The 21,976-nt window shown below is 65.8% G+C and carries 16 protein-coding genes and 3 rRNA genes; all 19 read left to right on the top strand.

Going from position 1 to position 21,976, the window contains the following annotated elements; translation table 11 throughout:
• Window positions 1-15 precede the first annotated feature (15 nt).
• The 19 genes from EAO79_RS15200 to EAO79_RS15125 all read left to right on the top strand — a co-directional run bounded on the left by EAO79_RS15200 (window position 16) and on the right by EAO79_RS15125 (window position 21,976).
• Window positions 16-1,911, top strand: a complete 1,896-nt coding sequence (locus tag EAO79_RS15200; RefSeq protein ID WP_124769482.1) for a PQQ-binding-like beta-propeller repeat protein — start codon at window positions 16-18, stop codon at window positions 1,909-1,911.
• Between the two features lie 601 nt (window positions 1,912-2,512).
• Window positions 2,513-4,033 (top strand): 16S ribosomal RNA (locus EAO79_RS15195).
• A 444-nt stretch (window positions 4,034-4,477) separates the two neighbouring features.
• Window positions 4,478-7,594, top strand: a 23S ribosomal RNA gene (locus EAO79_RS15190).
• Between the two features lie 136 nt (window positions 7,595-7,730).
• Window positions 7,731-7,847: ribosomal RNA gene (gene rrf, locus EAO79_RS15185) — 5S ribosomal RNA — on the top strand.
• The 16S, 23S and 5S rRNA genes sit together here, the layout of an rRNA operon.
• A 187-nt stretch (window positions 7,848-8,034) precedes the next feature.
• Window positions 8,035-8,628 carry a hypothetical protein gene (locus EAO79_RS19240; protein ID WP_206428344.1) on the top strand — a complete coding sequence of 198 codons (594 nt, stop codon included), beginning with the start codon at window positions 8,035-8,037 and terminating at the stop codon, window positions 8,626-8,628.
• Window positions 8,629-8,825: 197 nt separating this feature from the next.
• Entirely contained in the window at window positions 8,826-9,461 is a 636-nt protein-coding gene (locus tag EAO79_RS15180; RefSeq protein ID WP_241160902.1) for a hypothetical protein, read from the top strand.
• A 4-nt stretch (window positions 9,462-9,465) separates the two neighbouring features.
• The gene (locus EAO79_RS15175) at window positions 9,466-10,467 is read left to right on the top strand and encodes an HAD-IIA family hydrolase (RefSeq protein WP_241160901.1); all 1,002 of its coding nucleotides are present in this window, start codon (window positions 9,466-9,468) and stop codon (window positions 10,465-10,467) included.
• Between the two features lie 91 nt (window positions 10,468-10,558).
• Window positions 10,559-10,717 carry a hypothetical protein gene (locus EAO79_RS19120; RefSeq protein ID WP_162852287.1) on the top strand — a complete coding sequence of 53 codons (159 nt, stop codon included), beginning with the start codon at window positions 10,559-10,561 and terminating at the stop codon, window positions 10,715-10,717.
• Window positions 10,718-10,720: 3 nt separating this feature from the next.
• Window positions 10,721-11,572 carry a TlyA family RNA methyltransferase gene (locus EAO79_RS15170; RefSeq protein ID WP_124769481.1) on the top strand — a complete coding sequence of 284 codons (852 nt, stop codon included), beginning with the start codon at window positions 10,721-10,723 and terminating at the stop codon, window positions 11,570-11,572.
• 4 nt (window positions 11,573-11,576) lie between these two features.
• Window positions 11,577-12,587, top strand: coding sequence for an NAD kinase (locus EAO79_RS15165; RefSeq protein WP_124769480.1), 1,011 nt, complete (start codon window positions 11,577-11,579; stop codon window positions 12,585-12,587).
• On the top strand, window positions 12,584-14,281 hold the full coding sequence (gene recN / locus EAO79_RS15160) for a DNA repair protein RecN (protein ID WP_124769479.1): 1,698 nt from the start codon (window positions 12,584-12,586) through the stop codon (window positions 14,279-14,281). The genes EAO79_RS15165 and recN overlap by 4 nt, the downstream gene beginning before the upstream one ends.
• A gap of 86 nt (window positions 14,282-14,367) precedes the next feature.
• A complete protein-coding gene (locus tag EAO79_RS15155; protein WP_194718987.1) occupies window positions 14,368-16,062 on the top strand; it encodes a CTP synthase in 1,695 nt (564 codons plus the stop codon).
• Complete coding sequence (locus EAO79_RS19235) at window positions 16,055-16,693, top strand: NUDIX hydrolase (protein ID WP_123539725.1); 639 nt, start codon at window positions 16,055-16,057, stop codon at window positions 16,691-16,693. Before EAO79_RS15155 ends, EAO79_RS19235 begins: the two co-directional genes overlap by 8 nt.
• 3 nt (window positions 16,694-16,696) lie before the next feature.
• The gene (xerD, locus tag EAO79_RS19230; RefSeq protein ID WP_206428242.1) at window positions 16,697-17,632 is read left to right on the top strand and encodes a site-specific tyrosine recombinase XerD; all 936 of its coding nucleotides are present in this window, start codon (window positions 16,697-16,699) and stop codon (window positions 17,630-17,632) included.
• A gap of 85 nt (window positions 17,633-17,717) precedes the next feature.
• A complete protein-coding gene (locus tag EAO79_RS15145) occupies window positions 17,718-18,593 on the top strand; it encodes a ParA family protein (protein WP_071260744.1) in 876 nt (291 codons plus the stop codon).
• Between the two features lie 16 nt (window positions 18,594-18,609).
• Window positions 18,610-19,464 carry a ScpA family protein gene (locus EAO79_RS15140; RefSeq protein ID WP_124769478.1) on the top strand — a complete coding sequence of 285 codons (855 nt, stop codon included), beginning with the start codon at window positions 18,610-18,612 and terminating at the stop codon, window positions 19,462-19,464.
• Window positions 19,457-20,092 (top strand): SMC-Scp complex subunit ScpB, encoded by a 636-nt coding sequence (gene scpB, locus EAO79_RS15135; protein ID WP_124769477.1) that lies wholly within the window; start codon window positions 19,457-19,459, stop codon window positions 20,090-20,092. The genes EAO79_RS15140 and scpB overlap by 8 nt, the downstream gene beginning before the upstream one ends.
• Complete coding sequence (locus EAO79_RS15130; protein WP_124769476.1) at window positions 20,058-20,879, top strand: pseudouridine synthase; 822 nt, start codon at window positions 20,058-20,060, stop codon at window positions 20,877-20,879. Before scpB ends, EAO79_RS15130 begins: the two co-directional genes overlap by 35 nt.
• Window positions 20,876-21,976 carry a prephenate dehydrogenase gene (locus tag EAO79_RS15125; protein WP_124769475.1) on the top strand — a complete coding sequence of 367 codons (1,101 nt, stop codon included), beginning with the start codon at window positions 20,876-20,878 and terminating at the stop codon, window positions 21,974-21,976. The genes EAO79_RS15130 and EAO79_RS15125 overlap by 4 nt, the downstream gene beginning before the upstream one ends.

The following is a 21,976-nucleotide window of genomic DNA, read 5'->3' as shown; positions in this document are numbered from 1 at the left end:
TCGAACCTGAAGGGGATGCTCCGAGTGCAGCTCTGCGAGGCGTGCGGGACCGAGATCGTCGACCGTCGCGACGGTGTGTGCCCGAGTTGTGGGGCCATGCTGCCGCTGCGCACGGGCGAGCTGTCGACGGTGGAGACACCGGCCGAGGCCGAGGCGGCGGCCGAGTCGGAGCCGGCGGACGAGCCCGAGTCGGAGTCGGCGGACGACCGGCCCACGCCGGCCGACGACGGCGACCTCGTCGAGACCGATGCACCCGACGTCGAGACCGATGCCCCGGCGGGTGAAGCCGATCGGCTGCCGTCGCCGGACGTCGACACCACTGAGCCCACGCCCCCCGGTATCGCGACGTCGATCCCGGCGATCGCGGTGACGACACCGGTCCCGGACCCCGAGTCCACCAACCCGACGCCGTCGCAGGCGTCGACTCCGCACCCGGCGACAGCCGCTGCGGCCGAACCTGTCTCGGCGACCGCCGCGGGGGAGGCACCTGGGGAACCGACTGCGCCCCGCGCCCTCTGGCACCCTGATTCGTTGCCCACCACGGTCAAGCGGGCCCCCTCGCGCCGACGATGGTTCCTCCTCGGCGGACTCGCGCTGGCCGTGGTCACTGCGATCGTCGCGGTCGTGCTCATCGTGGTCGCGGCCGTTCCCCACCGCGTCGAGGGGCTCGCGCTCCTCCGCGACCTCCCGACGAGGCCGACCGTCGGAACGTGGGAACTCGCGCATCCGCTGGACGACGAGGTGCCCGCGGGCGACGAGCTCTACCTCAACGGGTACACCGCGAGCCCCAACACCGCGCTGCTCGTGTGGTCGACCGACCGGCCACTGGATCAGACGACCCTCGACGACGCTCCGGGCGAGACGGTGGTCTCCCTGGTGAACACGGCGAACGGCCACACCCTCTGGGACCGTCGCGTCACCGAGCTCTCTCCGGAGTTCGACCGCTTCGACGCACCGGTGGTCGTCTCCCCACCGGATGCGGCCGCGATCGTGCTGAGTCAGGGCGACCTCATGGTGGCCGTGAGCCGTCGCGACGGGCACGTGGTGTCCACCTCGCAAGAGCACTCGAGTGTCGAGGGGATCGGCTTCGCCGACTTCGCTGCGCCGGCGGCGTTCGTCCCGGGTCTCGAGGGTGACCTGCTCATCTCGTCGACCACGGCCGACGGCACCGGGACGGTCGGCCGCTACCGGTCGACGGACCTGACCGACCCGGTCTGGGAGGTCAGCGGTGATGCCGGCGAGCGGGCGACCACCGCGGGCGACAAGCTCTTCTACGACGGTGCGGTCTACTCGCTCGACGACGGATCGACCATCGACTGGCAGGGCGACCTCTCCTGGTACTACCAGCAGGTGGGCGGCGATCTCGTCGCGATCGACTACTCCGGCAACGACACCACGATCCGCGGGGTGGACGACCGCACCGGCGCCGAGCGCTGGAAGGCGACCGGGGCGCTGCCGGTGGTGCTCGACGCGAGCGGGCTGTTGGTCGTCGCCGACCAGTCGGGGGAGCGGGTCCGCCGCCTCGACCCGCGATCCGGCGAGGTCGAGTGGCGCAGCGGACTGACGAGCACCTGGGACGGCGCCTACACCGTGGGCGACACGATCATGCTCGGTGACGGCGAAGGCGGATACACCGGGGTCGGCGCTCGCGACGGTGAGATCCGATACGAGGAGCAGGACGCCGAGGGCAGCCTCGTCGGATACAGCGATCGGACCCTCCTGCTCACGCTCGACGGCACGCTCGTCGGCATCGACGCGACCACGGGCGAGCGCGGTTGGTCGGTCGACTCCGCCGGAGACGAGTACTCGTTCACCGCTTGGGGCGGAAGCCCACTGGCCGTCGCGACGGTCGTCGCGGCCGGTTCCGACTCGGCGGCCGTCCTCGGCATCGGTGACGCTGATCGGGACTGAAGCGCGTGGATCCGGGCGACACGCCCGGGATGCAGTGATGATTTGCCAGCCCCTGGCGGTCTGCGTAAAGTAATCACTCGTCACCCCAAAGGTGCGGGAAGCGGAAGAGCTTCCCGGCCTCAAGTGGGACTGATACCCAGCCAAAAGCCGAGGATCTCCGCGTGAGTCAAACTCACACTTGAGATCGTCTCACTTCAAGACTAGGTTGGAACTTCCCAGCTCTCGGGTCATCGAAGCGGTGAGGATCAGACGGACTCCGGTCCACTCAGATCAGCTCCTGGTTCGACTTGACAAGAACCGAAGAAGTGGTAAGTTAGAGAAGTTGCCCTGCAGGGCGGTCGTGATGGCCAAAGGCAGGAGCATCCGATCCTTGAGAACTCAACAGCGTGCACAATGTCAAATGCCAAAAACCTCGTGCAATTGATGCCTTCCTTTTCGGTTGGTTGATGTTGTAAGAGATTCCTTTGGAAAACATTTAAACAAAACAAAGCAAGTCAGTAATGATTTGTTCTGTCAGTTTCAAACTTGCATCGTGTTCACCTATTCCGGTGGCATGGTGCGCGAAATGTGCCGGTCACTTCGGTGGTCGTGCAATTCAACATTTACGGAGAGTTTGATCCTGGCTCAGGACGAACGCTGGCGGCGTGCTTAACACATGCAAGTCGAACGATGAAGCCCAGCTTGCTGGGTGGATTAGTGGCGAACGGGTGAGTAACACGTGAGTAACCTGCCCTTGACTCTGGGATAAGCGTTGGAAACGACGTCTAATACCGGATACGAGCTTCCACCGCATGGTGAGTTGCTGGAAAGAATTTTGGTCAAGGATGGACTCGCGGCCTATCAGCTTGTTGGTGAGGTAACGGCTCACCAAGGCGACGACGGGTAGCCGGCCTGAGAGGGTGACCGGCCACACTGGGACTGAGACACGGCCCAGACTCCTACGGGAGGCAGCAGTGGGGAATATTGCACAATGGGCGAAAGCCTGATGCAGCAACGCCGCGTGAGGGACGACGGCCTTCGGGTTGTAAACCTCTTTTAGCAGGGAAGAAGCGAAAGTGACGGTACCTGCAGAAAAAGCACCGGCTAACTACGTGCCAGCAGCCGCGGTAATACGTAGGGTGCAAGCGTTGTCCGGAATTATTGGGCGTAAAGAGCTCGTAGGCGGTTTGTCGCGTCTGCTGTGAAATCCCGAGGCTCAACCTCGGGTCTGCAGTGGGTACGGGCAGACTAGAGTGCGGTAGGGGAGATTGGAATTCCTGGTGTAGCGGTGGAATGCGCAGATATCAGGAGGAACACCGATGGCGAAGGCAGATCTCTGGGCCGCTACTGACGCTGAGGAGCGAAAGGGTGGGGAGCAAACAGGCTTAGATACCCTGGTAGTCCACCCCGTAAACGTTGGGCGCTAGATGTGGGGACCATTCCACGGTTTCCGTGTCGTAGCTAACGCATTAAGCGCCCCGCCTGGGGAGTACGGCCGCAAGGCTAAAACTCAAAGGAATTGACGGGGGCCCGCACAAGCGGCGGAGCATGCGGATTAATTCGATGCAACGCGAAGAACCTTACCAAGGCTTGACATATACGAGAACGGGCCAGAAATGGTCAACTCTTTGGACACTCGTAAACAGGTGGTGCATGGTTGTCGTCAGCTCGTGTCGTGAGATGTTGGGTTAAGTCCCGCAACGAGCGCAACCCTCGTTCTATGTTGCCAGCACGTAATGGTGGGAACTCATGGGATACTGCCGGGGTCAACTCGGAGGAAGGTGGGGACGACGTCAAATCATCATGCCCCTTATGTCTTGGGCTTCACGCATGCTACAATGGCCAGTACAAAGGGCTGCAATACCGTAAGGTGGAGCGAATCCCAAAAAGCTGGTCCCAGTTCGGATTGAGGTCTGCAACTCGACCTCATGAAGTCGGAGTCGCTAGTAATCGCAGATCAGCAACGCTGCGGTGAATACGTTCCCGGGCCTTGTACACACCGCCCGTCAAGTCATGAAAGTCGGTAACACCCGAAGCCAGTGGCCTAACCGCAAGGATGGAGCTGTCTAAGGTGGGATCGGTAATTAGGACTAAGTCGTAACAAGGTAGCCGTACCGGAAGGTGCGGCTGGATCACCTCCTTTCTAAGGAGCATGTGCAACGCTCGTCTGTATACAGCGAGGTTTACGTTGCCAAGTCACACTGAGACGAATGTTCTCGGGTGGCGCTCATGGGTGGAACATTGACATTGGCATCAGATCGAATGATCGGAACTTAGTACGCTGCTTGCAGTTGGAACGGTGCCGGCCAGGAGGTGTGGTGCATGCACGCTGTTGGGTCCTGAGGGACCGGATCCGCATCTTCGGATGCGAGGACGAACCTCAGGGCCTCTTTTGCTTGACATCAATGGTCAAGGAGAGAGGTACCGCCCGTACTTTGAGAACTACACAGTGGACGCGAGCATCTTAGATTCATGACCCTTCGGGGTTGTGGATCACAAAGATCAAAACATGCTTCTTCGGAAGTGATGTTGATCATTGGTCAATCTGCATCAGGTAACTGGTGCCGATCGATTCAAACTCATGTGATTTCAAATTTCTAAGAGCAAACGGTGGATGCCTTGGCATCTGGAGCCGAAGAAGGACGTAGTAATCTGCGATAAGCCTCGGGGAGCTGATAAACGAGCTGTGATCCGAGGATTTCCGAATGGGGAAACCCCGCCAGGCCCCTTGTGGTGATCTGGTGACTCCCGCCTGAATATATAGGGCGGGTAGAGGGAACGGGGGAAGTGAAACATCTCAGTACCCCCAGGAAGAGAAAACAACAGTGATTCCGTCAGTAGTGGCGAGCGAAATCGGAAGAGGCTAAACCGGGCATGTGTGATAGCTATCAGGCGTTGCATGTCCGGGGTTGTGGGACTTCTCACTCCGAACTGATATTCGGGGAGCATTAGAACGTGGTATAGACGAATGGGATTGAAAGCCCAGCCAGAGACGGTGCCAGCCCGGTAGTCGAAATGCTGCAATCGTGCGAGGAGTATCCCAAGTAGCACGGGGCCCGAGAAATCCCGTGTGAATCTGTCAGGACCACCTGATAAGCCTAAATACTCCCAGATGACCGATAGCGGACAAGTACCGTGAGGGAAAGGTGAAAAGTACCCCGGGAGGGGAGTGAAATAGTACCTGAAACCGTTTGCTTACAAACCGTTGGAGCACCCTTGTTGGTGTGACAGCGTGCCTTTTGAAGAATGAGCCTGCGAGTTAGCGATATGTGGCGAGGTTAACCCGTGTGGGGTAGCCGTAGCGAAAGCGAGTCTGAATAGGGCGATTCAGTCGCATGTCCTAGACCCGAAGCGAAGTGATCTATCCATGGCCAGGTTGAAGCGACGGTAAGACGTCGTGGAGGACCGAACCCACTTAGGTTGAAAACTGAGGGGATGAGCTGTGGATAGGGGTGAAAGGCCAATCAAACTTCGTGATAGCTGGTTCTCTCCGAAATGCATTTAGGTGCAGCGTTGCGTGTTTCTTGCCGGAGGTAGAGCTACTGGATGGCCGATGGGGCCCAAAAGCTTACTGACGTCAGCCAAACTCCGAATGCCGGTAAGTGAGAGCGCAGCAGTGAGACGGTGGGGGATAAGCTTCATCGTCGAGAGGGAAACAACCCAGACCACCAACTAAGGTCCCAAAGCGCGTGCTAAGTGGGAAAGGATGTGGAGTTGCACAGACAACCAGGAGGTTGGCTTAGAAGCAGCCACCCTTGAAAGAGTGCGTAATAGCTCACTGGTCAAGTGATTCCGCGCCGACAATGTAACGGGGCTCAAGCACGCCACCGAAGTTGTGGCATTGATATTTTTGGTAGGCCTTCGTGGTCCAGCCGTATTGATGGGTAGGAGAGCGTCGTGTGGCGAGTGAAGCGGCGGTGTAAACCAGCCGTGGACGCTACACGAGTGAGAATGCAGGCATGAGTAGCGAAAGACATGTGAGAAACATGTCCTCCGAAAGACCAAGGGTTCCAGGGTCAAGCTAATCTTCCCTGGGTAAGTCGGGACCTAAGGCGAGGCCGACAGGCGTAGTCGATGGACAACGGGTTGATATTCCCGTACCCGCGAAGAACCGCCCAAGACAATCCAGTGGTGCTAAGAGTCCTAACCCGGACGACTGATTCCCTTCGGGGATGATGGGTCCGGTCTAACGCTCGACCCCATGCTGGTGCGTTTAGCGTATTAACAGGTGTGACGCAGGAAGGTAGCCTATGCCGGGCGATGGTTGTCCCGGTGTAAGTGCGTAGGCTGAGAGATAGGCAAATCCGTCTCTCGTGAAGGCTGAGACACGATACGGACCCGTAAGGGATAGTAGGTGATCCTATGCTGCCAAGAAAAGCATCGACGCGAGGTTCTAGTGGCCCGTACCCCAAACCGACTCAGGTGGTCAGGTAGAGAATACTAAGGAGATCGAGAGAATCGTGGTTAAGGAACTCGGCAAAATGCCCCCGTAACTTCGGGAGAAGGGGGGCCTGAGGCGTATTAGGACTTGCTCCGAAAGCGTTTGAAGGCCGCAGAGACCAGTGGGAAGCGACTGTTTACTAAAAACACAGGTCCGTGCCAAGTCGCAAGACGATGTATACGGACTGACGCCTGCCCGGTGCTGGAAGGTTAAGAGGAACGGTTAGCCGCAAGGCGAAGCTGAGAATTTAAGCCCCAGTAAACGGCGGTGGTAACTATAACCATCCTAAGGTAGCGAAATTCCTTGTCGGGTAAGTTCCGACCTGCACGAATGGCGTAACGACTTCCCAGCTGTCTCAACCGCGAACTCGGCGAAATTGCATTACGAGTAAAGATGCTCGTTACGCGCAGCAGGACGGAAAGACCCCGTGACCTTTACTACAGCTTGGTATTGGTGTTCGGTGTGGCTTGTGTAGGATAGGTGGGAGACTTTGAAGCTTGGACGCTAGTTCAGGTGGAGTCATTGTTGAAATACCACTCTGGTCACTCTGGATATCTAACTTCGAACCGTAATCCGGTTCAGGGACAGTGCCTGGTGGGTAGTTTAACTGGGGCGGTTGCCTCCCAAAAAGTAACGGAGGCGCCCAAAGGTTCCCTCAACCTGGTTGGCAATCAGGTGTCGAGTGTAAGTGCACAAGGGAGCTTGACTGTGAGACTGACAAGTCGAGCAGGGACGAAAGTCGGGACTAGTGATCCGGCAGTGGCTTGTGGAAGCGCTGTCGCTCAACGGATAAAAGGTACCTCGGGGATAACAGGCTGATCTTGCCCAAGAGTCCATATCGACGGCATGGTTTGGCACCTCGATGTCGGCTCGTCGCATCCTGGGGCTGGAGTAGGTCCCAAGGGTTGGGCTGTTCGCCCATTAAAGCGGTACGCGAGCTGGGTTTAGAACGTCGTGAGACAGTTCGGTCCCTATCCGCTGCGCGCGCAGGAAATTTGAAAGGATCTGACCCTAGTACGAGAGGACCGGGTTGGACGAACCTCTGGTGTGTCAGTTGTTCCGCCAGGAGCACCGCTGATTAGCTACGTTCGGGATGGATAACCGCTGAAAGCATCTAAGCGGGAAGCCGGCCTTAAGATGAGATTTCCATGCCTTCGGGCGAGAGGCTCCCAGCCAGACTACTGGGTTGATAGGCCGGATGTGGAAGAGAGGACGAAAGACTCTCGGAGCTGACCGGTACTAATAAGCCGATAATTTGATAACACTTTCTTTGTTTGAATACGAAGATGCTACGCGTCCACTGAGTGGTTCTCGATGTACGGTCGAGAACCCGCAAACAACACCACTGTGTTCGCACAGCGTGTTGGTTTGCTTGTTCACTTTGATACATCAATAGTGTTTCGGCGGCCATAGCGAGAGGGAAACGCCCGGTCACATTCCGAACCCGGAAGCTAAGACTCTTTGCGCCGATGGTACTGCAGGGGGGACCCTGTGGGAGAGTAGGACACCGCCGGACTTCTTCGTTGAAATGGCCACCCAAGGTTCTTGGGTGGCCATTTTGCGTTAACACGCTTTGTGCGTGAAGTCGTCGTTTCACGGGTACCGTGGGACAAGAATTCAACAGTAGGTTGACGCCGGGTGACGGCGTCCGAGCACCGTGGAGATCATCGTGAGTGACCAGTCAGCAGACCAGCCCGACAAGGGTGAGCGACGTCCTCCGAGATCTTCCGGTGACAACCGTGGGAACGGTGGTGCTCCACGGCGCGATGATCGTGCTCGCGGCACCGACCGCCCGCAGCGATCCGATGCGCCCAGGAGCGATCGTCCACGCACGGATCGTCCGCAGCGATCCGACCGTCCATCACGCAGTGGTGACCGTCCGTCATCGGGGGATCGTCCGTCATCGGGGGATCGTCCGCAGCGTTCGGATCGTCCTGCCTGGCAGAAAGATCGCCCGGCGTCGGGGGACCGCCCGCAGCGGTCTGATCGTCCCGCGTGGCAGAAGGATCGTCCGGCGTCCGGCGACCGTCCGCAGCGTTCGGACCGTCCCGCCTGGCAGCGGGACCGCCCGGCGTCGGGGGACCGTCCCCAGCGGTCCGACCGTCCTGCGCGGAGCGGCGACCGTCCGTCGTCCGGCGATCGTCCGGACCGCGGAAACCGGACCGACCGTGGACACTCCTCTGAGCGTGGTGGCCGTCCCGACCGCGGGCGCGAGAGCGGTGGACGTGAGCTGTGGACGCGCGATGGCGCTCCGGCCCGCGGCGACCGCGACGCGTTCCGACGCGAGCGCGAGCTGACCGAGGAAGAGCGCATCGCGTTCGAGCTCAAGTCGATCCGGCCGCGTCACGACGACCCGGAGATCCCCGACGACGTTACGCCGCAGGACCTCGACAAAGGTGCGCGGAACGAGCTGAAGACCCTGAGCAAGGAGAACGCCGACGGCGTCGCCCAACACCTGGCGATGGCGGCGCGACTGATCGACAGCGATCCTGCGTTGGCCCACCTCCACGCGATGTCCGCCGCCCGTCGGGCCGGCCGGATCGCGATGGTCCGCGAGACCCTCGCCATCACCGCGTACGAGACCGGCGACTACGCGCTCGCTCTTCGTGAGCTGCGGACCTACCGCCGAATCTCCGGCAAGGACGACCAGCTGCCGCTCATGGTCGACAGTGAACGCGGCGTCGGCCGACCGGAGCGTGCCTTGGAACTCGGACGGTCCGTCGATCGCTCGACCCTCGACGTACCGGTCCGCGTCGCCCTCGCGATCGCGATGTCGGGTGCCCGGCTCGATCTCGGGCAGACCGAGGACGCACTGCTCGAGCTCCAGATCCCACAGCTCGACCCGAAGCGTGCGTTCTCCTACAGCCCGGCGCTGTTCAACGCGTACGCCGAGACCCTCGAGGTCCTCGGCCGTGAGGAGGAGGCGGCCGTCTGGCACGACCGGGCGATGATCGCTTCCGAAGCGCTCGAGCAGTCCGCTGCGGACGACGAGGGCGAGACGATGGTGGTCGTGGAGGAGTTCCTCGAGTTCGACGACGAACCCGAGTCGCCCACGGCTGGCGCCCCCGAATCCGACGATCAGCCTGGGGAGGAGCCCTCCGGTGAGTCCGCTGCTGACGAGAAGGCCTAAGCCCGTGACCCCGCTCGACGGCGTCGACGTGGTCCTCGCGGATCTGGACGGCGTGGTCTACGCCGGCCCGAACCCGATCCCGCACGCGGTGGAGTCGTTGAACCTGGCGGCGGAGCACGTTCGCGTCGGATACATCACGAACAACGCCTCCCGGACGGACGCCTCCGTCGCGCAGCACCTGACCGAGCTCGGCCTCAGTGTCGCGCCGGCGGAGGTCGTCACGAGTCCTCAGGCCGCGGTCCGGCTGCTGGCGGGCCTGGTGCCCGTCGGGTCGACGATCCTGGTGGTCGGTGGCGCCGGGCTTGTCGACGAGGTCGAGAAGGGTGGCTTCGTCGTCACCCGCTCCGCTGAGGACTCGCCGGCTGCGGTGATCCAGGGCTTCGCTCCCGAGGTCGGCTGGTCACAGCTGGCGGAAGCGGCGTTCGCGCTGCAGACGCCGACCGCCGACGGTTCCGAGCTGCCGTGGGTCGCGACGAACACGGACTGGACCATCCCGCAGGCTCGTGGGATCGCTCCGGGAAACGGCACGCTGGTGTCGGCCGTCCACACGGCGGTCGGCCGTCTGGCGACCGTCGCCGGGAAGCCGGAGGTACCGATCTTCGAGGAGGCGAAGGTGCGTTTCGGCGCATCGAAGCCGCTCTTCATCGGCGACCGACTCGACACCGACATCCTCGGCGCGAACCGCGCCGGGATCGCGTCAGCCCTGGTCCTGACCGGCATCGATCGGGCCAAGCACGTCCTCGCGGCCGATCAGCACTCCCGGCCGACCTTCATCCTCGAGGACCTGCGGCAGCTGCACGAGCCGTATCCGGCCACCACCATGTCGCGCGACGGCAAGGCGGCGACGGTCGGTGCGGCCACGGTGCGGATCCGAGGGAACGACGTCGTGGTGGAGTCCGACGGCCCGTCCCGGATCGACCTGTTGCGTGCCGCGTGCGCCGCGATCTGGGCGTCAGGCCGTGCCATCTACGGGCTCAACGTCCCGGAGCACCTGTACGCGGAGTGATGCCCAGCCCTCGGGAGGCGCGGTTCGCCACGCGTGTTCGCCCACAGCGGTTCCCGGGGGCGGGGACGGTGGCGGCCGGTAGGGTTGCCCTGTGACGAACGAACCGGAGCACCCGACCGACGGCCTCGTGTCCCGCGTCCACCTCATCGACGAGCAGCCGCTCGAGGAGCGGGCCGCCGCATACAGCCAGCTCGTCGACGAACTACGGGCGACGCTCGAGGGGAGCGACTCGCCGAAGACCTCGGCGTAGCGCATGGAGAACACACCCGAACCGCCGGCTGCAGCCGATTCGCCGGACGCCGCCGCGCAGCCCGCCCGCCTCGACGCCGCCCTCGCCGCGCGCGGACTCGCCCGCTCCAGGACCCATGCGGCCCAGCTCATCGCCGACGGGCTCGTGAGCGTCGACGACCGCACGATCGTGAAGGCCTCCCACCGGGTCCACCCGGATGCTCGGGTCGTCGTCGCCGGCGCCGACCACTACGTGAGTCGCGCCGCGCACAAGTTGCTCGCCGCCCTGGACGCCTTCCCGGTCGTGGTCGACGACGCACTCGTCCTCGACGCCGGCGCCTCCACCGGCGGATTCACCCAGGTCCTGCTCGAGCGTGGAGCTCGTCGGGTGATCGCCCTCGACGTCGGGCACGACCAGCTCGTTCCGCAGCTCCGAGACGACGAGCGGGTGCGGGTCGTCGAGGGGTGCAACGTCCGCTTCCTGACGCCGGAGCAGCTCAGTGAGCTCACCGGCCTGGACGAGCGTCCCTCGCTCGTGGTCGGCGACCTCTCGTTCATCTCCCTCACGCAGGTGCTCCCGGCACTCGTCTCGGTCGTCGCGTCACCGGCGGAACTCGTGCTGCTCGTCAAACCGCAGTTCGAGGTCGGTCGTGGTGGCGTCCGTGAGGGCGTCGTCACCGATCCCGCGCTCCGTGCCGACGCCGTCGCAGGCGTCCTGTGGGCGGCCTGGGACCTCGGTCTCGGGACGGCCGGGCTCATCCCGTCGCCGATCGTCGGCACCCACGGCAACCGCGAGTACGTGGTGTGGATATCGGCGGAGCACGGAACCAATCCGACAGAATGGATGCAGCAGATCACCTCGATGGCTGGAGCGTAACCCGATGGCACATTCCACCGATCCTGCGGTCGCGGCGAGGAACATCCTGATCGTCGCGCACACCGGCCGCGACGACTCGCGCGACGCCGCCGTGCTCGTCTCCAGGCTGCTCCTGGAAGCGGGCGTCCGTCCGGTCCTCAGCGCGCTGGAGCGGGCCGATCTCATCGCCGTCGACCCGGAGCTCGACGTCGTCTCCATCCTCGACGAGGAGGTCTCCCTCGGCGATATCGAACTGGCGATCGTCCTCGGCGGCGACGGCACGATCCTGCGCGCGGCCGAGGTCACGCGAGGATCGGCGGCGCCGCTGCTCGGGGTGAACCTCGGCCACATCGGCTTCCTCGCCGAGAGCGAGCGCGACGACCTCGCCGAGACGGTCGAACGCGTCGTACGTCGCGACTACTTCGTCGAGGAGCGCATGACGCTCTCCGTCCGGGTCAAGGTCGGCGCGGAGGTCGTCTACGAGACGTGGGCGCTCAACGAGGCCACGGTCGAGAAGGCGAGCCGGGAACGGATGCTCGAGGTCGTGATCGAGGTCGATCAGCGTCCGCTCTCCTCCTTCGGGTGCGACGGGGTGGTCATCTCGACGCCGACCGGCTCCACCGCCTACAACTTCTCCGCGGGCGGGCCGGTCGTGTGGCCGTCGGTGGAGGCCATCACCCTCGTCCCGCTCAGCGCGCACGCCCTGTTCGCGAAGCCGCTCGTGGTCGGTCCGGAGTCGTCCCTCGCCGTCGAGGTGCTGGAACGCACCGACGGCCTCGGCGTGCTCTGGTGCGACGGACGCCGGGCCAAGGACCTCCAGCCGGGCGCCCGGGTGGTCGTCAGACGCTCCTCGGTGCCGGTCCGCCTCGCACGCCTCCACGAGAGCACCTTCACCGATCGACTCGTCAACAAGTTCCGGCTACCGGTCACCGGTTGGCGTGGCCCCGTCGGACGCGAGGAGCCGATGACCGGCACGATCCACCTCCCGGCCTCCACGGCCACCCGACACCACAGCGATCAGGAGGGCACCGCATGATCGAGGAGATCGAGATCCGCGACCTCGGCGTGATCGCGTCCGGGACACTCCCGCTCGGTCCCGGCTTCACCGCCGTGACGGGCGAGACCGGCGCAGGCAAGACGATGGTCGTCACCGCCCTCGGGCTGCTCCTCGGACAGCGGTCGGACAGCGGCGTCGTGCGAGCGGGCCAGAAGCAGACGAGTGTCCAAGGACGCTGGTTGGTGCCGGGCGACGGCGCGGTCGCCGAGCGCGTCCGCGAAGCCGGGGGAGACCTCGATCCCGCGGGTGATGCCGCAGAGCTGCTGCTCGGTCGGATCGTGACCGCCGAGGGCCGCGGCCGCGCGATCGTCGGTGGCCGCACGGCCCCCATCGGGATCCTCTCCGAACTCGGCGAGCAGCTCGTCGTCGTGCATGGGCAGTCCGATCAGATCCGACTGCGGGCCGCGCCGGCCCAGCGGGACGCCCTGGACCGCTTCGCCGGCGAACCGCTCCAGCGTGCTCTCGGCGACTACCAGCGGTGCTACACGGAGCTCCTGGAGCTGCGGACGGAACTCGAGACCCTGACGAACGAGCGCGACACGCGACTCCTCGAGGCCGAGCAGCTGCGCGTCGCGCTGGCCGAGATCGAGCAGGCCGACCCACAGCCCGGCGAGGACGCCGAGCTCGCCGAGCGCGCAGATCGACTGACGAACCTCGAAGAGCTCCGCCTCTCGGCGGCCGGCGCCCGAGAGCTCGTCTCGGCCGAGGCCGGCGAGGAGAGCGACGTCGTCGGACTGCTCGAAGGCGCGCGGCGGCAGCTCGACCGGGCCTCGGTGCACGATCCCGCCCTCGGCGCGATCGCCGCGAGTGTCGCCAACGCGAGCTACCTGGCTGCTGAGATCGCCGCCGAGCTCTCGAGCTACCTCGCCGGACTCGACGAGGACGGCGCTCGCGAACTCGAGGTCGTCCAGGAGCGCCGCGCGACCCTCGCGACGCTCGCCAGGAAGTACGGTCCGTCGCCCGAGGACGTCCTGCACCTGCTCGAGACGGGCAGCACCCGCCTGATGGAACTCGACGGCGACTCCGACCGCATCACCCAGCTCGAGGGCGACGTCGAACGACTGTCCGGGGAGGTCGACGCCGCCGCCGCGACGTTGAGCGCCGTCCGGGTCGAAGCCGCCGCTCGACTCGGCGCAGCCGCGAGCGCGGAACTGCGCTCGCTCGCCATGGCCGAGGCGGAGCTCGTCGTCGAGGTGTCCGATCGCGACGACCTCACGCTGCACGGCAAGGACGTGATCGCCTTCCTCCTCCGGCCGCACGCCGGTGCCGAGCCCCGACCGCTCGGCAAGGGCGCCTCGGGTGGAGAGCTGTCCCGCGTGATGCTCGCCCTCGAGGTCGTCATCGCCGGTGCGGACCCCGTGCCCACCTTCGTGTTCGACGAGGTCGACGCCGGTGTCGGCGGAGCCGCGGCGATCGAGATCGGGCGTCGCCTCGCGGCCCTCGCCGAGCGCTCGCAGGTGATCGTCGTCACCCACCTCGCGCAGGTCGCGGCCTTCGCCAACAACCACCTGAGCGTGGTCAAGGGCGGCGACGGTTCGGTGACGGCCTCGAGTGTGCGCCAGCTCGTCGGCGCCGAGCGGGAGGCGGAGATGGCGCGGCTGCTCTCCGGGCTCGCGGAGTCCGACAGCGGCCTCGCCCACGCCCGCGAACTGCTCGCCCTCGCAGCCTCCTGACGATGCGACCGCGAAGGAAGCGACACATGAACCCGAACTGGATGGTAGGATAAAAGCCCGTGGTGAATACTTCTGAAGCGGGCAACCTGAACTCTCCGATCGACGGCATCGTCTCGGGCTCCAACGGCACGACCAAGCACATCTTCGTGACTGGTGGTGTCGTTTCTTCGTTGGGCAAGGGGCTCACCGCAGCCAGCCTCGGCAACCTGCTGACGGCGCGCGGGCTCCGAGTGGTCATGCAGAAGCTCGACCCCTACCTTAACGTCGACCCGGGCACGATGAACCCGTTCCAGCACGGCGAGGTCTTCGTGACCGACGACGGCGCCGAGACCGACCTCGACATCGGCCACTACGAGCGGTTCCTCGACATCGAGCTGAGCCAGGCCGCGAACGTGACGACCGGTCAGATCTACTCGACCGTCATCGCCAAGGAGCGTCGCGGCGAGTACCTCGGCGACACCGTGCAGGTGATCCCGCACATCACGGATGAGATCAAGCGCCGCATGCGCCTCCAGGCGTCCGAGACGCCGCAGCCCGACGTGATCATCACCGAGATCGGTGGCACGGTCGGCGACATCGAGTCGCAGCCGTTCATCGAGTCGGCTCGCCAGATCCGACACGAGCTCGGCCGGAACAACGTGTTCTTCGTCCACGTGTCCCTCGTGCCGTACATGGGCGCCTCCGGTGAGCAGAAGACGAAGCCGACGCAGCACTCGGTCGCGGCCCTCCGGTCCATCGGCATCCAGCCCGACGCACTCGTGCTCCGCAGCGACCGCCCGGTGACCGAGAGCAACAAGCGCAAGATCGCGCTCATGTGCGACGTCGACGAGGACGCGGTCGTCAACGCGGTCGACGTCCCGAGCATCTACGACATCCCCACCATGCTGAACGACCAGGGCCTCGACGCGTACATCGCCGACCGCCTGGGTCTCGTCACCAACGAGGTCGACTGGAGCGGCTGGGCCGACCTCCTCGAGGCCGTCCACCACCCGAAGCACGCCGTCACCATCGGTCTCGTCGGCAAGTACATCGACCTGCCCGACGCCTACCTGTCGGTGACCGAGGCGCTCAAGGCCGGCGGCTTCGCCCACGACACCAAGGTCAGCATCCGTTGGATCCCGTCCGACGACTGCGAGACCGTCGAGGGAGCGATCAAGGCGCTCGCCGACGTCGACGGCATCTGCGTCCCCGGTGGCTTCGGCATCCGCGGCATCGAGGGCAAGCTCGGCGCCCTGAAGTTCGCCCGCGAGAACGGCATCCCGGTGCTCGGCCTCTGCCTCGGCCTGCAGTGCATGGTCATCGAGTACGCGAGGAACGTCGTCGGGCTCGAGGGTGCCAGCTCCTCAGAGTTCGACCCCGACACGCAGTTCCCCGTCATCGCGACGATGGCCGAGCAGGTCGAGATCATCGCCGGCGGCGACCTCGGTGGCACGATGCGCCTCGGTCTGTACGCGGCGAAGCTCGATGAGGGCTCGATCGTCGCCGAGCTGTACGGTGCGGACGAGGTGTCCGAGCGTCACCGTCACCGCTACGAGGTGAACAACGGCTACCGCCAGCAGATCGCGGACGCCGGCCTCCAGTTCTCCGGCCTGTCGCCCGACGGCACGCTCGTCGAGTACGTCGAGCTGCCGCGCGAGGTGCACCCGTTCTACGTCGCGACGCAGGCGCACCCCGAGCTGCGGTCGCGCCCGAACCACGCGCACCCGCTGTTCGCCGGCCTCGTCGGTGCTTCGCTCGAGCGTCAGCAGGCGAGCCGTCTGTTCGACGTCGCCAATGGTTGAGTCGGTCGGCGACGCCGCGTCGTTGCGCGACGAGTCGCACCCCGTCGAGGTGGTGTCCTCCGAGCGCGCGTTCGCGGGCAAGGTCTGGGACATCCGTCGGGAGACGTTCCGCTACGGCGACGGCGAGGTCGTGCGAGAGTTCGTCGACCACACCGGTGCGGTCGCGGTGTTGGCGCTCGACGCCGACGAGCGCGTCCTGCTCATCCAGCAGTACCGTCACCCGATCGGCGAGCGCGACTGGGAGCTGCCGGCCGGCCTGCTCGACATCGCGGGGGAGGATCCGGCCGTGGCCGCGGGTCGCGAGCTGGAGGAGGAGGCCGACCTCGTCGCCGGTTCGCTCCAGCTGCTGACGGAGTTCTACACGACGCCCGGAGGTAGCAACGAGTCGATCCGCATCTATCTCGCGCGTGACCTCACCGCGACCGCCGAGGTCTTCGCGCGTGCCGAGGAGGAGGCGGACATCCTCGTGGAGTGGGTGCCCCTCGACGACGCCGTGGCCGCGGTGCTCGACGGCCGGCTCCACAACTCGATCCTGATGCTCGGCGTCCTCACGGCCGCCGCGGCTCGCGATCGCGGGTGGTCGACGCTGCGCGACAGCGGCGACTCCACGATCGGCCCGGGCGGAGCCTGAGGCGTGGCGCCCGATCGCGCGGTCGCCGACTACCTGCGGCACATCGCGATCGAGCGCGGCCTGTCAGCCAACACGCAGGCCGCCTACCGGCGGGATCTCGAGGGCTATCTCGCCTGGCTCGGCGCGCACGGTGTCGTCGAGGCACCGGCCGTCACCGCCGCGCACGTGTCGGAGTACACGGCGTCGCTCCGGACACCGGAGGGGCAGCCGGTGCGCGCGTCCTCGCTCGCCAGGGTGCTGTCGTCGATCCGTGGTCTCCACCGGTTCCTGCTCGACGAACAGCTCGTCGAGGTCGACGTCGCGCGCGAGGTACGCCCGCCGAAGCTCCCGGGACGGCTCCCGAAGGCGATCACGATCGACCAGGTGCGGGCACTGCTCGAGACGACCGACGGCGACGACCTGCTGGCCGTCCGCGACAAGGCGCTCCTCGAACTGCTCTACGCGACAGGAGCCCGCGTCTCCGAGGCCGTCGGTCTCAACGTGGACGACGTCATCGACACCGACATCGTCCGGCTCCTCGGCAAGGGCGGCAAGCAGCGGATCGTGCCGCTCGGCAGCTTCGCCCGAGACGCCGTCGACCGCTACCTCGTGCGCGTCCGGCCGGTCTTCTCCGGCCTCGGCCGGTCCACGCCGGCGCTCTTCCTCGGGCAGCGCGGTGCGCGGCTGTCCCGGCAGAGCGCGTGGCTCGTCCTCCAACGCGCCGCCGAGCGCGCAGGACTCGAATCGCACGTCTCGCCGCACACCCTCCGACACTCCTTCGCGACGCACCTGCTGCAGGGCGGAGCCGACGTCCGCGTCGTGCAGGAACTCCTCGGTCACTCCTCGGTGGCGACGACCCAGCTGTACACGCTGGTGACGGTCGACAACCTCCGCGACGTGTACACGCAGTCCCATCCCCGGGCCAGATGGACCACGGGCGGAGCGGCACCGCAGGCCTGACCCGTGGCCCGGTAGACTCGTCACTCGAACGACAGCAAGCGGGAGCGAGGCAACACCGGTGGCCGGTACGAAGCACACGAGCGCAGTGCAGGATTCTGCGCGCAAGACCGCCGCCGAACTGAACCCGAACGGCCCGACCGGCCGCCCGCGTCGTGAGTTCGCGGTGCCGCCCACACTGGCGCAGCACGGTCCGGCACGCATCATCTCGCTCTGCAACCAGAAGGGTGGCGTCGGCAAGACGACGACCACCATCAGTCTGTCCGCCGCGCTGGCCGAATACGGCCGCCGGGTGCTCGTCGTCGACTTCGACCCGCAGGGCGCGCTGTCCGCCGGTCTCGGCATCTCCACCCACGACTCCAACACCGTGTACGACCTGCTGCTCGGCACCGTGAAGGACCCGGCCGAGGTCATCCAGCACACCGCCATCGAGGGTCTCGACGTGCTCCCGGCCAACATCGACCTCTCGGCCGCCGAGGTCCACCTCGTCAACGAGGTCGCGCGCGAGACGATCCTGGCCCGGGTGCTCCGTAAGGTGTCCGACGACTACGACGTCATCCTGATCGACTGCCAGCCCTCGCTCGGCCTGCTCACGGTCAACGCCCTCACCGCCAGCCACGGGGTCCTCATCCCGCTCGAGTGCGAGTTCTTCGCGCTCCGCGGTGTCGCGCTGCTCATCGAGACCATCGACAAGGTGCGCGACCGCCTCAACCCGGCGATCGAGCTCGACGGCATCCTCGCCACCATGTACGACTCCCGGACCCTGCACTCGCGTGAGGTCCTCGAGCGCGTCGTCGACGCGTTCGGCGAGAAGGTCCTGGAGACGGTCATCGGCCGGACCGTGAAGTTCCCCGACGCGAGCGTCGCCGGAACCCCGATCACCGAGTTCGCACCGGAGCACGCCGCCGCGAAGGCCTACCGTCAGCTCGCGAGAGAGCTCATCTCCCGTGGCGCGATCGCCTGATCCCGCGCGGACGCCCGTGGCCGTCCTCCCTCCGGCCGGCGACACCGGCTCGCGCTCCGCTGAGGCGACGACCGTCGACCCAACACCGGCACCGTCGTTCCGGGTGTCGTTCGAGGGCTTCGAAGGGCCCTTCGACCTCCTGCTGACCCTCATCGGCAAGCACGAACTCGACATCACCGAGGTCTCGCTCAGCCGCGTGACCGACGAGTTCATCGCCTACCTGCGCACGCTCGAGGCCGACGACGAACTCGACCAGGCGAGCGAGTTCCTCGTCGTCGCGGCCACCCTGCTCGACCTCAAGATCGCGGGGCTGCTGCCGCAGGGTGAGCTCGTGGACGCGGAGGACGTCGCCCTGCTGGAAGCGAGGGACCTGCTGTTCGCCCGCCTGCTGCAGTACCGCGCGTTCAAGCAGGCGTCAGCGTGGTTCGCGGAGCGCCTCGACCTGGAGGCGGCGCGCCACTTCCGGGCGGTCCGTCTGGAGGAGCAGTACCGTCAGCAGACCCCGGAACTCGTCTGGACGCTGACCGCGCAGGACTTCGGCGCACTCGCGACGCTCGCGTTCACGCCGCGCGAGGTGCCGACCGTGGGCCTCGACCACCTGCACGCACCGCTCGTGAGCATCCGGGAACAGGCGGCGCACGTCGTCGCCATCCTGCGCCGCGGCGGGTCACACACCTTCCGCGAGCTCGTGGCCGGTGCGGAGCTGAAGGGCGTGGTCATCGCGCGCTTCATCGCCGTGCTCGAACTGTACCGACACGCCGCGCTGTCCTTCGAGCAGATCGAACCGCTCGGTGAGCTCACGCTCCGCTGGACCGCCGAGACCTGGAACGACGACAGCCTCGCCAACCTGGGAGCCGATTACGATGCCTGACGCGACACCCGAGTCGATCGAGCGGCCGACGGACGCCGCCCAGGGCCTGCCGGCCGAGCCCGCGCCGGTGCCCGCACCTGACGTCCCGCGTGCGCTCGAGGCGATCCTCATGGTCGCCGACGAACCGCAGAGCCTCGTGAACCTGGCCGCCGCCGTGCACGTCCCGGTCGGCGCCGTCCGACGGGCCATCGCCGAACTCGTCGCCGACTACGACGGCGAACGCGGTGGCGTCCGACGCGGGTTCGAACTCCGCGAGGTCGGCGGCGGCTGGCGGATCTACGTCCGAGCCAACTACGACGCGCTCGTCACCGACTACGTCGTGACCCAGAACCCGACGAAGCTGTCGCAGGCGGCGCTCGAGACCCTGGCCGTGATCGCCTACAAGCAGCCGATCAGCCGCGGCGCGATCGCCTCGATCCGCGCCGTCAACGTCGACTCCGTCGTCCGCACCCTCCTCGGACGCGGACTCATCACGGAGATGTTCACCGACAGTGAGACGGGTGCCATCAACTACGGCACCACCGATCTCCTGCTCACCCAACTTGGTATCAACGCCATCGAGGAGCTGCCGCGGATCTCGCCGTTGCTCGACGATGGCCGGGAAGGATTCGACATTGACCAGCACTGAATCAGAGGGCATCCGCTTGCAGAAGGTGCTGGCGAACGCCGGCGTCGCCTCGAGGCGCGTGTCTGAGCAACTCATCGAGGACGGCCGTGTGGAGGTGAACGGCGTCGTCGTCACCGAGCTCGGCTCGCGGATCGATCCGGAGCACGACCTCGTGTCGGTCGACGGCAGCGCCATCCAGCTCGACGCCTCGAAGCGCTACCTCATGCTCAACAAGCCGGTGGGCATCTACAGCTCGTTGAAGGACGACCGCGGTCGCCCCGACCTGCGCCGCTTCACCGAGCAGTACGAGGAACGGCTCTTCAACGTGGGCCGCCTCGACGCCGAGACGAGCGGTCTGCTCATCCTCACCAACGACGGCGACCTCGCGCACGTGCTCGCGCACCCGTCGTTCGGTGTGCAGAAGACGTACATCGCGAAGGTCACCGGCAAGGTGACCGCGCAGGTCCTCGCGAAGCTGACCGCGGGCATCGAACTCGAGGACGGACCGATCTCCGCCGACAAGGCCCGCCTGCTCGGCACCGAGGACGGGTTCAGCCTCGTGGAGCTCACGCTGCACTCCGGGCGGAACCGCATCGTCCGTCGCATGCTCGACGCCGTCGGCCACCCGGTCGTCGACCTCGTGCGCCGTCAGTTCGGCCCCCTGCACCTCGGGACCCTCGGATCCGGACAGCTGCGCGAGCTGAGCAAGGACGAACTCGGCGCCATCCTGACCATCGCCCGCGCTCACGGTCCTGAAGCCCGCGCGGCCGACGGCACGGCAGCGGAGGCGTCGGAGCCGACGGCATGAGCGACCTGAGTTCCGCGCCCGCGCGCGTGCAGGGGTCGGTCCGCATCGTCGGAGCCGGCCTCCTCGGCGCGAGCATCGGACTCGCGCTGCGCGCCAAGGGCGTCGACATCATCCTCGACGACGCGTCGCCCAGCCAGTTACGCCTCGCCATCGACTACGGCGCGGGTCGTGCAGCGGAACCCACCGACGACCCGTCCGTCGTCGTCATCTGCGTCCCACCGGACGTCACCGCCCGCGTCATCGAGTCCGAACTCGCCGCGTTCCCGAATGCCGTCGTGACCGACGTCGCGAGCGTGAAGCTCGAACCGTACCGCGCACTGCTCGAGCGCGGCGTCGACCTCGCCCGGTACATCGGTTCCCACCCGCTCGCCGGCCGTGAGCGCGGGGGAGCGATCTCCGCGAGAGCCGACCTCTTCCTCGGCCGCCCCTGGGTGATCTGCCGCGACGCCGAGACACCCGCCTGGGCGCTGTCGCAGGTGGAGGGCCTCGCGCTCGACCTCGGCACCATCCCGATGGAGATGACGCCGGACGAACACGACCGCTTCGTCGCGCTCGTCTCGCACACGCCGCAACTCGTCGCGAGCCTCCTGGCCGCCCAGCTGCAGGACGCCGAGGAGGGCGCCATCCAGCTCGCCGGACAGGGCCTGCGCGACACCGTCCGCATCGCCTCGAGCGCACCGGAGCTCTGGGTCCAGATCCTCAGCGCCAACCACGCCGAGGTCCTCCCCGTGCTGGAGCAGCTCTCCACCGACCTCGCGTCGGTCATCTCGGCACTCCGGGATCCGGAGGTGCCGGGCGCTCGCCGCACGATCGCGGACACGATCGCCGCCGGCAACACCGGCGTCGCACGACTCCCCGGCAAGCACGGCCAGAACCGCCGGTTCGCGAGCATCGTCGTCCTCCTCGACGACCGCCCCGGCCAGCTGGGCGCCCTGTTCACGGAGCTCGGCGAGATCGGCGTCAACATCGAAGACCTGCGACTGGAGCACTCGCCCGGCGCGAACATCGGTCTCGCGGAGGTCCAGGTCCTCCCCGAGGTCAAGCAGCGCACCGTCGACGACCTCGAGTCGCGCGGCTGGCGCATCGCGGAAGTATAG

Origin of the sequence: Plantibacter sp. PA-3-X8 (assembly GCF_003856975.1) — a bacterium.
Classification (GTDB): domain Bacteria; phylum Actinomycetota; class Actinomycetes; order Actinomycetales; family Microbacteriaceae; genus Plantibacter; species Plantibacter auratus.
The sequence above is the reverse complement of the archived record's forward strand: the minus strand, read 5'-3'. Positions and strand labels throughout refer to the sequence as shown.

What these genes read in the sequence shown, in the direction of transcription:
- EAO79_RS15165 (WP_124769480.1), top strand. Translation starts at nt 11,577, where the DNA reads ATGGCACATTCCACCGATCCTGCGGTCGCGGCGAGGAACATCCTGATC.
- scpB (WP_124769477.1), top strand. Translation starts at nt 19,457, where the DNA reads ATGCCTGACGCGACACCCGAGTCGATCGAGCGGCCGACGGACGCCGCC.
- EAO79_RS15170 (WP_124769481.1), top strand. Translation starts at nt 10,721, where the DNA reads ATGGAGAACACACCCGAACCGCCGGCTGCAGCCGATTCGCCGGACGCC.
- EAO79_RS15200 (WP_124769482.1), top strand. Translation starts at nt 16, where the DNA reads ATGCTCCGAGTGCAGCTCTGCGAGGCGTGCGGGACCGAGATCGTCGAC.
- EAO79_RS19235 (WP_123539725.1), top strand. Translation starts at nt 16,055, where the DNA reads ATGGTTGAGTCGGTCGGCGACGCCGCGTCGTTGCGCGACGAGTCGCAC.
- EAO79_RS15130 (WP_124769476.1), top strand. Translation starts at nt 20,058, where the DNA reads ATGGCCGGGAAGGATTCGACATTGACCAGCACTGAATCAGAGGGCATC.
- EAO79_RS15125 (WP_124769475.1), top strand. Translation starts at nt 20,876, where the DNA reads ATGAGCGACCTGAGTTCCGCGCCCGCGCGCGTGCAGGGGTCGGTCCGC.
- recN (WP_124769479.1), top strand. Translation starts at nt 12,584, where the DNA reads ATGATCGAGGAGATCGAGATCCGCGACCTCGGCGTGATCGCGTCCGGG.